Annotated in this window: 10 protein-coding genes; 4 read left to right on the top strand and 6 right to left on the bottom strand. The window is 40.8% G+C overall.

The genetic code is table 11. The annotated features are described in order from the left end of the window. Window positions 1-14: 14 nt before the first annotated feature. Window positions 15-1,964, bottom strand: coding sequence for a DNA mismatch repair endonuclease MutL (gene mutL / locus ACWPUA_RS04415; RefSeq protein ID WP_454379412.1), 1,950 nt, complete (start codon window positions 1,962-1,964; stop codon window positions 15-17). A gap of 183 nt (window positions 1,965-2,147) precedes the next feature. Here mutL and tyrS point away from each other — a divergent pair, with 183 nt between their 5' ends. Next, window positions 2,148-3,404 (top strand): tyrosine--tRNA ligase, encoded by a 1,257-nt coding sequence (tyrS, locus tag ACWPUA_RS04410; protein ID WP_036758166.1) that lies wholly within the window; start codon window positions 2,148-2,150, stop codon window positions 3,402-3,404. A 78-nt stretch (window positions 3,405-3,482) separates the two neighbouring features. Here tyrS and ACWPUA_RS04405 read toward each other — a convergent pair whose 3' ends face one another. Both ACWPUA_RS04405 and ACWPUA_RS04400 read right to left on the bottom strand, forming a co-directional pair. Then, on the bottom strand, window positions 3,483-5,543 hold the full coding sequence (locus ACWPUA_RS04405; RefSeq protein WP_454379410.1) for a heavy metal translocating P-type ATPase: 2,061 nt from the start codon (window positions 5,541-5,543) through the stop codon (window positions 3,483-3,485). A 1-nt stretch (window position 5,544) separates the two neighbouring features. Continuing rightward, window positions 5,545-5,823 (bottom strand): DUF6110 family protein, encoded by a 279-nt coding sequence (locus tag ACWPUA_RS04400; protein WP_000910903.1) that lies wholly within the window; start codon window positions 5,821-5,823, stop codon window positions 5,545-5,547. A gap of 151 nt (window positions 5,824-5,974) precedes the next feature. On the opposite strand from ACWPUA_RS04400, the gene ACWPUA_RS04395 reads away from it, so the two are divergent. Next, a complete protein-coding gene (locus ACWPUA_RS04395; protein ID WP_454379408.1) occupies window positions 5,975-6,823 on the top strand; it encodes a putative RNA methyltransferase in 849 nt (282 codons plus the stop codon). Between the two features lie 108 nt (window positions 6,824-6,931). Here ACWPUA_RS04395 and ACWPUA_RS04390 read toward each other — a convergent pair whose 3' ends face one another. From ACWPUA_RS04390 to malQ, 3 genes are all read right to left on the bottom strand, one after another. Beyond that, complete coding sequence (locus ACWPUA_RS04390) at window positions 6,932-7,138, bottom strand: hypothetical protein (protein WP_414314634.1); 207 nt, start codon at window positions 7,136-7,138, stop codon at window positions 6,932-6,934. A 277-nt stretch (window positions 7,139-7,415) separates the two neighbouring features. Further along, window positions 7,416-9,674, bottom strand: coding sequence for a glycogen/starch/alpha-glucan family phosphorylase (gene glgP / locus ACWPUA_RS04385; protein WP_454379406.1), 2,259 nt, complete (start codon window positions 9,672-9,674; stop codon window positions 7,416-7,418). Window positions 9,675-9,697: 23 nt separating this feature from the next. Then, complete coding sequence (gene malQ / locus ACWPUA_RS04380; RefSeq protein ID WP_454379404.1) at window positions 9,698-11,215, bottom strand: 4-alpha-glucanotransferase; 1,518 nt, start codon at window positions 11,213-11,215, stop codon at window positions 9,698-9,700. A 417-nt stretch (window positions 11,216-11,632) separates the two neighbouring features. Between malQ and ACWPUA_RS04375 the strand changes: the two genes are divergently transcribed. Continuing rightward, complete coding sequence (locus ACWPUA_RS04375) at window positions 11,633-12,901, top strand: extracellular solute-binding protein (RefSeq protein ID WP_454379402.1); 1,269 nt, start codon at window positions 11,633-11,635, stop codon at window positions 12,899-12,901. Window positions 12,902-13,024: 123 nt separating this feature from the next. Then, window positions 13,025-14,314: an ABC transporter permease subunit gene (locus ACWPUA_RS04370; protein WP_454379400.1), complete on the top strand. Its 1,290-nt coding sequence runs from the start codon at window positions 13,025-13,027 to the stop codon at window positions 14,312-14,314. Window position 14,315: the final 1 nt, after the last annotated feature.

The following is a 14,315-nucleotide window of genomic DNA, read 5'->3' as shown; positions in this document are numbered from 1 at the left end:
ATTTCCGAAGAGTATTAGTATTTTCCTAGCTCTCGGAGGCTAGTATGATTTTCCTGAATGCGACGGAACATCTTTTCCATGTCCGACTTGGTAAAGTGAACCAAAACAGGACGTCCGTGTGGACAGTTATAGGGGTTGTCACATTGAGAGAGTTGGTATAGAAGTTGTCTAGCCGAGTGGTCATCGATACGGTGGTTAGCCTTGATGGACCGCTTGCAAGACATCATAATGGCCAACTCTGCTCTGTATTTCTTGATTGAAACTTCCTTGGTCAAGAGGAGCATGTCGCACATCTCATAGATACCTGACTCGATTTCCTCCTCTGCCATCCAAATAGGATGTTCTCGAAGGATGAATTGATTTTCTCCATACTCTGCTAGAAAGACACCAACTTCCTCTAAAAGTGACATTCTTTCCTTGAGACGAAGGGCATCATCCGCAGGAAATTCAAAGATATAGGGCACTAGGAGTTGCTGCTGGCTCTGGTCAACATTGCCAATGCTCTCACGATACTCCTCATACTTAACCCGTTCCTGAGCCGCGTGCTGATCTATGATGTAGAGCCCATCTCGACCTTGGGCAAAGAGATAGGTTCCATGCATCTGACCGAAAAATTCCAACTCTGGAAAGCTTGAAGATTCTTCCCGCTCCAACTTGTCATAAGCCTTATCCAAACTAGCTAGATCTAACTCTGGATGGTCCAGTTGGTCATAGCTAGCAGGCTTTCTCTCTGCAAAATGCAGTTTAGCTGGCTTGGTCATCTGGTCCAAGGTTTCCTTGGCAAACAGATTCAAATCCTGTTTCTCTTCAGTCAGGTTCACCTGATGGTCTGCCACCTCAGCTTGTGTCGGTCTGGTCGGTTCATTTTTTTCATAATAGAGCGTATTTTCTCTCAGTGGCAAAGTCGTTTGCTCCACCTTTTCACGATTGCGAACCGCAGATTTGGCCAGATTTTCCAAGGCATCTGGAATCAAGGTCTGTTCCTTGAGACTCTTTGCGATAGCTTCTGAAACCAGCGCCATCAGTTCTCTTTCCTTGGAAATTCGCACCTCTTGCTTGGTTGGATGCACATTTACGTCTGCCAGATATGGATCAATCTGGATGTGAATAACAGCCAGCGGAAAACGCCCCACCATAAGCTTGCTACCGTATCCATCTAAAATGGCACGATTGAGCAGGAAGTTTTTGATATAACGGCCATTGATAAAAAGGCTGATATAGTTACGATTAGCCCGTGTCAATTCAGGCAATGAGACAAAACCAGAAATTTCAAAATCTAGGTCAGCATTCTCAATTTCAACCATTTTTTTAGCACTGGCTAAACCATAAATCCCAGCAATGGCTTGACGCAGTTGACCCGTACCAGCTGTTCGTGTCATTTCCTTGCCATCACTAATCAAACTAAAGGAAATCTCAGGATGGGCTAGCCCCAGACGGTTGACAATATCAATGATATGAGACAACTCTGCCTGCTGGCTCTTCATATACTTGAGACGAGCCGGTGTATTGAAAAAGAGGTCTTCCACACAAACCTTAGTCCCTACAGGACTGGTCGCTGGAATGATTTCCTCAACTTCTCCCCCACGAGCTACTAGCTTGGTCCCGTGACTGCCACCATCCACCGCTGTCAACAAAGTCAAAACACTGACAGAAGCGATAGAAGGCAGAGCTTCACCACGAAAGCCGAGGGTCCGAATCCGAAAGAGATCCGCTTGATTTTTAATCTTACTGGTTGCATGACGGCGGAGAGCCAACTCGACTTCATCGTGGGCAATCCCGTGTCCATTATCGGTGATTTGGATTTTCTTAAGACCAGCTTCTTCAACCTCTACAATTATCTGGCTAGAGCCAGCATCAATGGCGTTTTCAACTAGTTCCTTAACTACACTAGCAGGGCGTTCGATAACTTCTCCTGCTGCAATCTGGTTGGCCAAGACTTCTGGCAATTCAATAATATGAGACATCTTTCAGCCCCTTTCTCAACTGTTTTTATCTATTTCTCTGAAAATAAGCTAGTGCTATTATACCATATTTCACTCGTTTCTAAAAAAGTCCGAGTAGCAACTTTCTTCCCGATTTTACTAGGTTATTTGCCAAGTTTGTGGTAAAATAGGTAGAAACAATATTTTAAAAAGGAGAAAAGACACATGCACATTTTTGATGAGCTAAAAGAGCGTGGTTTGATTTTTCAAACGACTGATGAAGAAGCTTTGCGTAAAGCCCTAGAAGAAGGTCAAGTTTCTTATTATACTGGCTACGATCCAACTGCTGACAGCCTTCACCTAGGTCACCTTGTCGCAATCTTGACAAGTCGTCGTTTGCAGTTAGCGGGTCACAAACCATATGCTCTCGTTGGCGGTGCTACAGGTCTCATCGGAGATCCGTCCTTCAAAGATGCTGAGCGTAGTCTCCAAACAAAAGACACAGTAGATGGCTGGGTCAAGTCTATCCAAGGACAACTTTCTCGCTTTCTTGATTTTGAAAATGGTGAAAATAAAGCTGTCATGGTCAATAACTACGACTGGTTTGGCAGTATCAGCTTCATTGACTTCCTCCGTGATATCGGAAAATACTTCACTGTCAACTACATGATGAGCAAGGAGTCTGTGAAGAAACGGATCGAAACAGGGATTTCTTACACTGAGTTTGCCTACCAAATCATGCAAGGGTATGACTTCTTCGTTCTTAACCAAGAGCACAATGTTACTCTTCAAATCGGTGGTTCTGACCAGTGGGGAAACATGACCGCTGGTACCGAGTTGCTTCGTCGTAAGGCTGACAAGACTGGTCACGTAATTACTGTTCCACTGATTACAGACGCAACTGGTAAGAAATTTGGTAAATCAGAAGGAAACGCAGTTTGGCTCAATCCTGAAAAGACTTCTCCATACGAAATGTACCAATTCTGGATGAACGTCATGGACGCTGACGCTGTTCGCTTCTTGAAGATTTTTACTTTCTTGTCATTAGACGAGATTGAAGACATCCGTAAACAATTCGAAGCAGCACCACACGAACGCTTGGCTCAAAAAGTCCTCGCTCGTGAAGTTGTCACACTTGTTCATGGAGAAGAAGCTTACAAAGAAGCCCTTAACATCACTGAACAACTCTTTGCAGGAAATATCAAAAACCTTTCTGTCAAAGAACTCAAACAAGGACTTCGTGGCGTGCCAAACTACCAAGTACAAGCAGACGAAAACCACAATATCGTTGAACTTCTCGTATCTTCTGGCGTGGTTAACTCAAAACGCCAAGCCCGTGAAGATGTTCAAAATGGAGCCATCTATGTCAACGGTGACCGTATCCAAGACCTTGACTATGTCTTAAGTGATGCAGATAAGTTAGAGAACGAACTCACTGTTATCCGCCGTGGGAAGAAGAAATACTTTGTATTGACTTACTAAATTGTTCAACATTTACCTATAAACAAAGGAGTTACCCTCGAGAAAGGTAACTCCTTTTTGCTGTGAATAGTCCCCCACCTATCCCTTAATAGACAGGCTACGCAGTACAATGCGTAAGGTTGTTAGATTATGTAAGATAGAGAGATTTGAAGGACTGAGCCAATTAAACAAGCCAAAGCCAATCAAACTACTATTTACGACAACGGTATCTTGAATATTCTTCTTGATGAGTGTTTGCAAAGATGATGATAGCGAATCCAACTCTTGGAAGAAATCCAAACGATTATCTAACAATAAGATATCACTCATCTGCTTAGAAATATCTGCACTCTCATTCATCACCACACCGATATCTGATAGGGTTAGAGCCGCTGAGTCATTCAATCCATCTCCAACCATCAAAATAGTGTGACCTGCTTTCTGCAGTTCCTCTACTAACTCAAATTTCCCATCAGGTTTCAAGTCTGTATAGACCTGATCAAAGGGCAAATCTTTGACTAATTCCTCTGTTCTAACCAAGGTGTCCCCTGTTGCCAGAATCAATTTTTTCCCTTGTGCCTTAAGTTTCTCCAAGGCTGCTTTTGCTTCTTTTCTCAAAGGAGTATGAATGCAGAACATTCCAATCAATTCATTCTGGTAGGCTAAGAATAAGAGATTGTAGTGACTCTTGTACTCTTCAATTAAAGCATTTTGTTCTGAACTGATATAAATCTGCTCATCCTGCATCAAGACATAATTCCCAATAAGAACTGGTTGGCCATCTATATGAGATTTGATCCCCTTACTTGCGATATATTGGAGTTTCCCATGCATTTCCTCATGTTCAATTCCCTCTATCTCGGCTTGCTTGACGATAGCATTAGCAATAGGATGATAAATGTGTTCCTCAAGACAGGCACTGATTCTGAGAATATCTTCCTCACTATTGTCTCCAAAAGGTAACACCTTTTCAACTATCGGATAGCTAGTTGTGATCGTTCCCGTCTTATCAAACAAGAAAGTATCAACTTCCAGATATTTCTCCAGAACATCTCCATCCTTAATCACCATTTCACGGTTCAACCCCTCCTTGATAGCTGTCAAATAAGCTACAGGAGTAGAGATTTTCAAAGCGCAGGAGAAATCGACCAATAGGAAAGAAATTGCCTTAGAAAAAGAACCTGTCAATAGGTAAGTCAGCCCAGCCCCCAAGAAATTATATTTGACGACCTTATCCGCCATCTTGATGAAATAGCGTTGTTTCGTTTTCTTGTTTTCTTCAGATTTCTTCATCAACTCAATCAGCTGTAAAATACGGCTGTTCATCTGATTATCGGTTACACGAATGCGCAACTCTCCAGTTTCTAATACTGTATTTGCACAAACCAAATCAGACTCTCTTTTTTCAACTGGAAAACTCTCTCCCGTCAAGGAACTTTCGTTGACCATACCTAAACCTGAAACTACTTGTCCATCAAACAGAATTTCATTTCCTTGAGATAAGATCAAGACATCTCCTATTTGAACATCGGAACTCTTGATACTAACGACCGTATCGCCCTGTACCAAGAATACATCGCTCTCTTTTGCAAGAAGACTTTGTTCTAAATCTGTTGCCGTTTTTTTCAAGGACCACTGATCTAAATGATTCCCCAAATCAAGCATAAACATGATATTGCTAGCTGTCTTGGATTGATTCATAAACAAGGACAATAAAATCGCCGAACAGTCCAAGACCTCCATCGTTAGTTCCTTACGCGCTAGTGTTTGATAAGCTTCTCTAATATAGCCAAAAGCCTGATAACCAGTCCATATATAGCGAATAGGATACGGCACAAAACTACGAAAAAGTATACGCTTAATCGCTGCACCTGAAACAATAGAATAAGCACTCTCTTCTCTACGAATGGGAAGAGTCATCAACTCAGAAACTTTCCCTTTATCAATTCTTTTTAAAAAGGCTTCTGCATTATCTAATACAGAAAAGCCTTCTTTTATACGTAGAGTAAAGTGCTGTTGATCCATGTAAAACTGGATAGACTCAATCCCCTTTTCATCTCTCGCCAAGGAACGAAGATAGTCTTGAATATCCAAGGTGAGTGAAAAAGAAGATGATAGTCGGATATGTTGGTATCCTCTATGTAGCACTTTAAAAGACATATTATTCACCTATAAGGCTATCTAATTGCTCTTCTTTTTTCTCTTGCTCGTACAAATATTTGGCATCTTGCAAGACATCGTCTCCATGTTGCTTCACAACAGAAACAGATGCATCTAGCTCGTCTTTCAACTTGTAAGCCTTAGCCAAAGCTTTAGAATAACCTTTTTTAGCTTCCTTACTTGCCAAGATTTTCAAACCAAGGGTACCAAATGCGACACCACCCAAAAAGAGTGATGATTTTTTCGCAACTTTTGCGACGCTTAATACTTCTTTTAACATACTTATTTCCTCCTTATCATTATTATATAGCAATTTAGATATAAAAGCAATTTCATTCTATAAATTGGAGAATTAGTTTTATTTCTACTGAATCTCCCATCTACTTATTCCTAAAGTTGCTTTCATTTGCCTCTTTTGATACACTTAAACTATGAATACAAACCTCAAACCCAAACTCCAGCGTTTTGCTTCTGCGACTGCCTTTGCCTGCCCTATCTGCCAAGAAAATCTGACCTTGGTAGAGTCTAGTCTCAAGTGTGATCATCGCCATTCTTTTGACCTAGCAAAATTCGGCTATGTCAATCTAGCTCCACAAATCAAGCAATCTGCCAACTACGACAAGGAAAACTTTCAGAATCGCCAGCAAATCCTAGAAGCTGGCTTTTATCAGGCTATCTTAGAAGGCATCTCAGACATACTAGCGACTAAATCATCTGCAAAAACTGTCTTGGACATCGGTTGTGGCGAAGGCTTCTACTCTCGCAAGCTCCAAGAAGCCCATCCTGACAAGACCTTCTACGCCTTTGACATTTCGAAAGACTCAGTCCAAATCGCTGCTAAAAGTGAAACCAACTGGGCGGTCAACTGGTTCGTTGGCGACCTGGCTCGCCTTCCTATAAAAGACGCTAGCATGGATCTCCTGCTTGATATCTTTTCGCCTGCCAACTACGGTGAATTTCGCCGCGTCTTATCAAAGGATGGCATTTTAATCAAGGCCATACCGACTGAAAATCATCTCAAGGAAATCCGTCAAATGGTACAGAACCAGTTGACAAAGAAGGACTATTCCAACCAAGACACCAAGGAACATTTCCAGGAACATTTCAGCATCCAATCTATCCAGACTGCTTCCCTGACCAAATCCATTACAGCAGGGCAAAGACAAGCTTTACTCAGCATGACACCCCTCCTCTTTCACGTTGACCAAAGCAAGATTGATTGGAGCCAACTGACAGAGATTACCATCGAAGCAGAGATTCTGGTCGGAAAAGCACTGTAAATAAATTTTTTAGATAAGACAAAACCCGCACCTCTTCTTGAGATGCGGGTTTAAAACACGATTTTTAACTGTCTTTCCGAAAAGTATAAAAAATTTTGACCTCTCCATTTATTTTCGATTTGAAATGACAAATTTATCAATAAATAGCAAGTGATATAAGGCAAGTGCTGCCCCATAACAACAGCCATGAAAAGAGATTTCTTGATGAGTAAGCGGAAACGAAGAACTATTACCCATATAAAGGCATGACCAAATTACAAAAATAATCCAAAATAAATCAGTCCATTTATATTTTGAAAAATATTTTTTCCACATATAAACACCTTCTTTCCTATAATTATATTATAATACTTTGTATAAACGAATACAAGAAATTTGAGGTAATAGCTAAGAAGAACCTGAGGCTTAAAGATAGTAAAACCAGCCTTCTTAGTGTTCTCTAGGTCTGATTTTTAAGTCTAGAAATTATTGACAAATTATTTTTTTTTTTGAGACCAGTCAACCTCAAATCTATAACATTCAAAAAAAAGCGAATTTCAATTGAAACTCGCTTTTTTTGCTAGATAGTGTAATAACTATTAAATTGTATATCTTAGTTCAAGTGCCAGATATCTTCGTTGTACTGAGCGATTGTACGGTCAGATGAGAAGAATCCTGCTTTAGCAATGTTGACGATCACTTTATCCAACCATGCATCACGGTTTTCGTAATCAGCAAGCATTTGCTCTTTGACTTTGATGTAGTCTTCCAAGTCAAGAAGAGTCATGAACCAGTCTTTGTTAATCAATTCATTGTAAAGACGTTCCAAGCGTTCTTTCTTACCAACTGCAAGAACAGCGTCGCTCACGATAAAGTCAACCAGTGGTTTGATCGCTTTACGGGCGTAGAATTCGCTTGATATGTAAGCTGATTTTGCGTAAAGATCGATAACAGTTTCTGAATCTTCACCAAAGATGTAGATGTTTTCGTCTCCAACCAACTCAGCGATTTCCACGTTAGCACCGTCCATAGTACCAAGAGTCAAAGCTCCGTTCAACATGAATTTCATGTTACCAGTACCTGAAGCTTCTTTAGATGCAAGTGAGATTTGTTCTGAGATATCACATGCTGGGATGAGGAAGCTTGCTGCAGTAACGTTGTAGTTTTCAACCATTACGACTTGCAAGTGTGGAGCTACTGCTGGGTCGTTTGCAATCACTTCTGACAAGCAAAGGATCAAGTGGATGATGTCTTGAGCGATTGTGTAGGCAGGAGCTGCTTTACCACCAAAGAATACTGTGATTGGACGAGCAGGGATATTACCAGCCTTGATGTCCAAGTATTTGTGAATCACATACAAAGCATTCATTTGTTGACGTTTGTACTCGTGAAGACGTTTGATTTGGATATCAAAGATAGAGTTAGTATTGATTTCCACACCTTGGTGTTCTTTCAAGTGACGAGCCAACTTACGTTTGTTGTGAGCTTTGATGCTTTCCAATTTTTCTTTGACAGCAGCCTTGTCTTCGTATGAAAGAAGGTCTTCCAATTTAGAAGCTTCATGGTGCCATTCGCGGCCAAGGATCTCATCCAAGTAGTGAGACAAGCTTGGGTTAGCATGCATGAGCCAACGACGGAAGGTGATACCGTTTGTTTTGTTGTTGAATTTTTCTGGGTAAAGATCGTAGAAAGCTTTCAACTCAGAGTTCTTCAAAATTTCTGTGTGAAGAGCGGCAACCCCGTTTACGCTGTATCCATAGTGGATATCCATGTGAGCCATGTGTACACGATCGTTTTCATCAATGATTTGAACAGCTGGATCTTTGTATTCAGCACGAACACGACGGTCCAATTCTTTGATGATTGGTACCAAGTGAGGAACCACTTCTTCCAAGAATTCAAGAGGCCATTTTTCAAGGGCTTCAGCAAGGATTGTGTGGTTTGTGTAGGCAGTCATGCTACGAACGATAGAGATTGCTTCATCAAGTTCGATACCACGTTCAGTCAAAAGACGGATTAATTCAGGAATCACCATTGATGGATGAGTATCGTTGATTTGTACAACTGCGTAGTCAGCAAGGTCATGCAAGTTGCTTCCTTTTTCGATTGCTTCATCGATGATCAATTGAGCACCGTTTGAAACCATGAAGTATTGTTGGAAGATACGGAGTAATTCACCTTGTTTGTCGCTATCGTCTGGGTAAAGGAAAAGAGTCAAGTTGCGAGCGATGTCTGTCTTATCAAAGTTAATGCCATCTTCAATGATAGATGAATCAACTGAATCCAAGTCAAACAAACGCAAACGGTTTTTAGTAGCTGTTTTGTAACCAGGTACATCGATATCGTAAAGAGTAGATGTCAATGTGAAGTGCGCAAATGGTACTTGGTAGCTACGGCTTGAGCGAACCAACCAGTTTTGGTCAGTCAACCAAGCGTTAGGAATTGTTTCTTGTTGGTTGTTTTTAAGAACTTGTTGGAAAAGACCAAAGTGGTAGTTCAAACCAACACCGTCACCGTTCAATCCAAGTGTAGCGATTGAGTCGATAAAGCAGGCTGCCAAACGTCCCAAACCACCATTACCAAGTGATGGTTCCAATTCTACTTCTTCGATTTCGATCAACTCTTTACCTGCATCAGCAAGTTCTTTTTTAACTTCGTCATAAAGACCAAGGTTAATCAAGTTGTTTGACAAGAGTTTACCAATCAAGAACTCAGCTGAGATATAGTAAACTTTTTTCTTACCAGTGTTGACTGGTTTTTGGCTGCTTGCTAGTTTGCTGTAGTTAAGAAGAGCAAGGTAAAGCTCTTCGTTGCTACATTCTGCGATAGATTTATTGTAACGATTTTGTACAAATTCTTTTAATGGTAACATTTTTTGTGTCTCCTGATAATGTCTTATTTCTTTAATTCTACCAAATTTTCATTGATTCGGCGATAAATTGTAGTCAAGTCAAGCAAAGTTTCTTCGACAGCAGGAGTCAATTGATCCTCTGTCATACGCCATGACCAGTTTCCACCAAGAGTAGATGGGAAGTTCATACGAGCTGACTCATCTAGTTCTAGCAAGTCTTGCATGGTTGCAATAGCCATGAAGCTAACTGATGAAAATACTGTGCGAAGCATTGCGTGTGGCACTGTTTCATACTCTTTACGGTTCGTGTAACGAGCCATGTATTCACGAGTTGGATCGTCAATCTCATTACGGTACCAACCAAGAACTGTATTGTTATCGTGTGTTCCTGTGTACATAACTGAGTTGGCTGGTGCCAAGTGTGGGCTATCGATACTTTCGTCTTCTGGGTTGAAGGCAAATTGAAGAATCTTCATTCCTGGGAAGCCAGTGCGTTCACGTAGTTCAATAACTTCGTCAGTCATGAATCCAAGGTCTTCTGCGATGATGTTCAAGTCACCAAGTTCCTCTTTAACCGCTGCAAAGAGTTTGTAGTCAGGACCTTTCACCCATTTACCAGGTGCTGCTGTTTCAGAACCAGCAGGAATTTCCCAGTAAGACTCAAATCCACGGAAGTGGTCGATACGAACAATATCGTAGATTTTGAAGCTTTCACGCAAGCGTTCAATCCACCATTTGTAACCATCTTTGTCCATAGCTTCCCAGTCATAGATTGGGTTACCCCAAAGTTGACCGTCTGCAGAGAACTCATCTGGTGGGCATCCTGCAATGTGTGTTGCTTTTCCGTTTTCATCTGTTTTAAAGAGATGCGGATTAGCCCACATATCGCTTGAGTCTTCTGCCACGTAAATTGGCATGTCCCCTACGATTTCGATGTGGTTGTCATTAGCATATGCTTTCAATTTCAACCATTGTTGGAAGAAGAGATATTGAGTTACGCGGTGGTAAACAAGCTTGTCAGCTAATTTCTCACGGTAGCTTTCAAGAGTTGAAGCTTTACGAGCACGAGCATCTGCATCTGGCCATTCTGTCCAAGCAAGATTATCAAAATGCTCCTTGATAGCCATGTACTCTGCAAATAGTTCAAGCCATGATTGATTTTCTTGAGCAAATTTTTCGAAGTCTTTGACATCTCCAGCTTCAAGGAAACGTTTGACAGCTTTCTCTAGAAGCGGACGACGTGCATAGTAGATTTTAGCGTAGTCAACTTCAGTTGGGTTGCTACCAAAGTCCACACCTTCAAGATCACTTGCTTCCAACAAACCTTGCTCCACCAAAATATCAAGGTCGATAAAATGAGTGTTTCCAGCAAAGGCTGAGAATGATTGGTATGGAGAATCTCCATAGCTGGTTGTTCCTAAAGGAAGGATTTGCCAGTAGCGTTGCTTCGTACGAACCAAGAAGTCAACGAAATCATAGGCGCTTTGACCAAATGATCCGATTCCGTATGCTCCTGGAAGTGATGAGATGTGCATCAACACACCGCTTTGACGTTTTTTCATATTAGCACCTCAAGTGTTTATATTGTTAATTATTTCAATTTTGCGCAAACGTTTGCGCTAAGTCAAGTATACCCCATTTCTAAAATAAATGCAAGCGTTTGTAAAAAAAAACTTTTTCCCTACTTTTTATTTCCGAAATCGGAAATTCCCTATATTTTAAATTTCCCCCTCCCTTTGTTTCGTCTTCTATTTATGCAATCGTTTCCCTTCAATTATTTTTGAATTGAAATTTACACGATTTCCTATTTCTCTTCTATTATACAAACAATTTTAGGAATTAGCCAGTCACAAGCTTTTTAAAATTTTTTCAAAAAAATGCTTGCAACCGTTTTCTGTTTGTGCTATACTAAGGTCATAAGGGAAAACGTTTGCGTTTCCTCGAAATTAAAATTTGTTATTCTTTAGGAGGAATACACTATGTCAACTAAATTCATGAAGAGCGCTGCTGTACTTGGTACTGCTACTCTTGCTAGCTTGCTTTTGGTAGCTTGCGGAAGCAAAACCGCTGATAAAGCAGCTGATTCATCTGCATCAGGAAGCAAAGAAATTACTTTCTACGTTGAAGACCAATATAAAGCTTACGCTGAGAAAGTTGCTGCTGCTTATGAAAAAGAATCAGGAACAAAAGTTAACATCAAATCTGGTGACCAACTTGGTGGACTTGACAAACTTTCACTTGACAACCAATCAGGTCAAGCCGCTGACGTTATGATGGCTCCATACGACCGTGTAGGTAGCCTTGGTACTGACGGACAACTTTCAGAAGTAACTTTGAGCGACGGTGCTAAAACTGATGACACTACTAAATCTCTTGTAACTGTTGGTGGTAAAGTTTACGGTGCTCCAGCTGTTATCGAGTCACTTGTTCTGTACTACAACAAAGACTTGATCAAAGAAGCTCCAAAAACATTTGCTGACTTAGAAAACCTTGCTAAAGATAGCAAATACGCTTTCGCTGGTGAAGAAGGTAAAACTACTGCTTTCCTAGCTGACTGGACTAACTTCTACTACGCATACGGACTTCTTGCTGGTAACGGAGCTTACGTATTCGGTGACAACGGTAAAGATCCTAAAGATATCGGTCTTGCAAATGACGGTGCTATCGCAGGTATCAACTACGCTAAGTCATGGTACGAAAAATGGCCTAAAGGTATGCAAGATGGAACAGCTGCTGGAAACTTGATTCAAACTTCATTCCAAGAAGGTAAAACAGCTGCTATCATCGATGGTCCTTGGAAAGCTCAAGCATTCAAAGATGCTAAAGTAAACTACGGTGTTGCTACTATCCCAACTCTTCCAAACGGAAAAGAATACTCAGCATTCGGTGGTGGTAAAGCTTGGATCATCCCATCAAGCACTAAGAACCTTGAAGGCGCACAAAAATTTGTAGACTTCCTTGTTTCAACTGAACAACAAAAAGCATTCTACGAAGCAACTAACGAAATCCCAGCTAACACTGAAGCACGTGCATACGCTGAAGGTAAAAATGATGAGTTGACAACAGCTGTTATCAAACAGTTCAAGAACGCTCAACCAATGCCAAACATCTCACAAATGTCAGCTGTTTGGGAACCAGCTGCGAACATGCTCTTTGACGCTGTAAGTGGTAAGAAAGATGCTAAGACAGCTGCTAACGATGCTGTTACATTGATCAAAGAAACAATCCAACAAAAATTTGGTAACTAATTGATTGATTCAAGGGAGATAATTTAAACATCTCCCTTGATTTTTAGATATATTGACAATGTTTTCAGTAGTATTACTGATTAGCATCGAGCTCAATGCTCGTATCTTATGAAAGGAGCACTCATGGAACAACAACCAAAAAAAGCAGCCTTGCTTTCATTGATTCCTGGGTTGGGACAAATCTACAACAAACAAAAAGCTAAAGGTTTTATCTTCCTTGCTGTAACAGTGGCTTTTGTCCTCTATTTTATAGTACTTGCAGCACCTGAATTGAGCAACTTAATCACGCTTGGTGAAAAACCTGGCCGTGACAACTCTCTCTTCATGTTGATTCGTGGTGCATTCCACTCTATTTTTGTAATTGTTTATCTAGCCTTTTATATTCTCAATATTAAAGACGCTCACACTATTGCAAAACGTATCAATAATGGCATCCCTGTCCCATCGACACTTAAGGATATGATTAAAGGTATCTATGAAAATGGATTCCCTTACTTGCTTATCATTCCATCTTACGTTGCCATGACATTTGCCATCATCTTCCCGGTTATTGTAACCTTGATGATTGCCTTTACTAACTACGATTTCCAACACTTACCACCAAATAAATTATTGGATTGGGTTGGATTGACTAACTTTACAAATATCTGGAGCTTGAGTACCTTCCGTTCAGCCTTCGGTTCTGTCCTTTCTTGGACTATTATCTGGGCTTTATCTGCATCTACTTTGCAAATCGTACTCGGGATCTTTACAGCTATTATCGCTAACCAACCATTCATCAAGGGTAAACGTATCTTTGGTGTTATCTTCCTTCTACCTTGGGCGGTTCCAGCCTTTATCACTATCTTGACATTCTCAAACATGTTCAACGATAGTGTTGGTGCTATCAATACTCAAGTTTTGCCACTTTTTGCTAAGGTTCTTCCTTTCTTAGATGGCGTTCTTATCCCTTGGAAGACAAATCCAACTTGGACTAAAATTGCCTTGATTATGATGCAAGGATGGCTTGGTTTCCCTTATATCTACGTCTTGACTCTCGGTATCCTACAGTCTATTCCAAATGACTTGTATGAAGCAGCTTATATCGACGGTGCAAACGCTTGGCAAAAATTCCGCAACATCACTTTCCCAATGATTTTGGCTGTTGCGGCACCTACTTTGATCAGCCAATACACCTTCAACTTCAACAACTTCTCTATTATTTACCTCTTCAATGGTGGTGGTCCTGGTAGTGTCGGTGGTGGAGCTGGTTCAACCGATATCTTGATCTCATGGATCTACCGTTTGACAACTGGTACAGCTCCTCAATACTCTATGGCAGCTGCAGTTACCTTGATTATTTCAATCATTGTCATCTCTATTTCTATGATTGCATTCAAGAAACTACACGCATTTGATATGGAGGACGTCTAAG

The organism is Streptococcus sp. Marseille-Q6504, assembly GCF_965111625.1.
Note: the sequence above shows the minus strand (reverse complement) of the source record. Positions and strands in the feature narration are given on the sequence as shown.